Here is a 2,580-nt window from a genome sequence, read left to right on the forward strand (position 1 = left end):
ACGATAAAGATAGGTGTCAATCCCTGTCTCATCAATGTAAACGACTGGAAGATTTTCCAAAGCCTCCAACGACTTGAGGTATTGACGAACCTTTTTCGGATCTTGCTCTTTATAGCTTGTTGTCTTTTTTTAAAGTGATATTCGCTTGTTTTAGTGCAGCCCAAACAGAGGGAATACTGCAAGAAAAGTGTGCGGCTATTTCCCTTAAAAAGGAGTCAGGATGAGCTTCTACGAATGTTGTGAGTTCATCTAAGGGGATTTTCCTGCTTTTAGCTACCCGTTTTTCCCGCTCTAAGTGTCCCAGCACACGCTGCTGCTTTTCCCAAGTATATAAAGTATTTGTACTGATATTAAATATTTTTGCAGTTTCTTGACGGGTATGGCCTTCCTGGACATAGGCAAGAACTCGTTTTCGAAAATCAATTCCATATAACTAGTATAACATATACTGGTTATAAACTAAAGGACTATATCATTTGATAGACAGCCAGACTTTGTTTATTGACGGCACACATGTCAAAGCTGCCGCTAATGGCCATAAATTTACCAATCAGGTCTGCCAGCAGGAAGCGAAATTTATGGCGCAGGAATTGGAAGATGAAATGAAGAAAGACCGGGGTCAGCACGGAAAAAAGCCCTTAAAACCTAAAAAGGAGGAGAAGGAGAAAGATAGAAAGGTATCCACTACCGACCCTGAGAGCGGCTGGTTTCATAAAGGGGATCATAAGCAGGTCTTTGCTTATAATGTCGAGGCAGCCTGTGATAAGAATGGCTGGATTCTTTCCTATGCCGTCGCAGCAGGAAATGTGCATGACAGCCAGCTCTTTCCGCTCCTCTTTGCCAAGCTGAAACCCTTTGAGCCTCAAACTTTTGTAATGGATTCTGGCTTTAAGACGCCCAGCATTGCCAAGTTCCTGCTGGACCAGGAGCTGACACCAGTTCTTCCTTACACCCGTCCAAGGGGAGATAAGAAGATGCTTCGCCCTAAGGACTTTGTTTATGATGCATACTATGACTGTTATCTCTGTCCGCAAAATCAAGTATTGAGCTACAGCACAACGAATCGGGAGGGCTATCGAGAATACAAAAGCGATTCTTCTATTTGCCAAACCTGTCCTCTTTTGTCTGTCTGCACCAAAGCTAAGAATCATCAGCGGGTCATCACCCGGCATGTTTGGAAGGACTATTTAGATAGATGCGAAGATATTCGGCACACCCCTGAGATGAAAGAATGGTACAAGCGGCGCAAGGAGACCATTGAGAGAGATTTTGGGACCGCCAAAGAATATCATGGCATCCGCTACACTAGACAGATTGGCAAGGCCAAAATGGAAGATCAGGTTGGCCTGACTTTCGCCTGCCTGAATCTCAAAAAACTGGTGAAGATGGTCGCCTAGAAGGGCTTTTTATTTTGCCCGAATCCCAAAACCTCAACTATAATGCCGGCGCACCAAGAAAATCAGACAAAAAAAGACAAACAAAAAAGACAAACCGCTTTGAAAAAAGGAGTTTGTCTACGGTCTGAGCCTATCGCATAGGCTTTTTCATGTGTTATTTCATGCCCTCTGCAGGGATAAATAGTAAGAAGTGCTAAAAATAAGAAAGTAAGAATCGCGATATATTAAAGCTTTGACGAATTCTTAATAATATTGAAGTAATAAAAGTTGACCAAATTTTATGATGGGTACGTATTTAGAAGGGTAAATTTTTATCTTCTTTTTTGAATAAGTAAAATTATGAGGAATAGTCGATAGAGTTAAATATTAATGTCCCTTGTTGCTATTTGGTTTTACTTGACAAAAATTCACAGTAAGATAGAGGTTTGAGATTATTCTTATCTGCTGTGATAAAATGCTGCAGGATAGCTAAAGGTGTCAACTTAATAGTGTCTATCACCAATAATATTCTTTCTTATTTTTATTAATTAAATTGTTTTTTAATCAGATACAGAGATATACTCTTCAAGGTTTCGTCTTGGACTGATATTTTCTCCATACTCTTTGACATATCCAACTCTGAAAATCATTTGGATATCCTTGTTCAAATTGAGTCGGTTTTGGACCTCCTCTTTGATTGATGGAACTTCAATAATTGAACTAATTGGTTGAACTGCGATCTTTTCTTTTACACAATCATACCAAAAACGTTGAGTTTCTCGGCCAACTCTAATCCAATCAGAAATTGTTTGATTACCAGTAATAACGAAGAAACCACTGGAATTTTCAACTTGGTTCTTTAAAGTGTCAATACTTTGTTTAGCAAATGTTTGACTTGTCGAATTTTGATGATTTGTTGTCAAATAGTATAGTGATTTCAAAATAGGATTCAAGCCAAGCATGTCTCCTGAAATTCCATCTTTTTTTTCTTCCACTTCCTTATTCGAAAAACGAAGCCAATGGTCTTGTTCTTTGAGAAACTCTATATTGCTAGTCTGTTCGGTCATAGCCTCAATGCTTTTATCTTTTAACAGATTGTATTCAGAGCTTCCTGCTTGGTAATAACTCATATCCTTATAACGCTTTGTAAAATTAGTAATAGTTTTTGAATCAATTTGTTGAGACAAGTACTTCCTCTTATCGG

2 pseudogenes are annotated in these 2,580 nt (G+C 38.8%); one reads left to right on the forward strand and one right to left on the reverse strand.

Going from position 1 to position 2,580, the window contains the following annotated elements:
* Positions 1–476: 476 nt before the first annotated feature.
* Positions 477–1,397 (forward strand): annotated as a pseudogene (locus STRDD11_RS04615) (IS1182 family transposase); the annotation flags it as partial.
* Positions 1,398–1,936: 539 nt separating this feature from the next.
* Here STRDD11_RS04615 and STRDD11_RS14165 read toward each other — a convergent pair.
* Positions 1,937–2,580 (reverse strand): annotated as a pseudogene (locus tag STRDD11_RS14165) (hypothetical protein); the annotation flags it as partial.

Source organism: Streptococcus sp. DD11 (assembly GCF_001578865.1).
GTDB classification, from domain to species: domain Bacteria; phylum Bacillota; class Bacilli; order Lactobacillales; family Streptococcaceae; genus Streptococcus; species Streptococcus panodentis.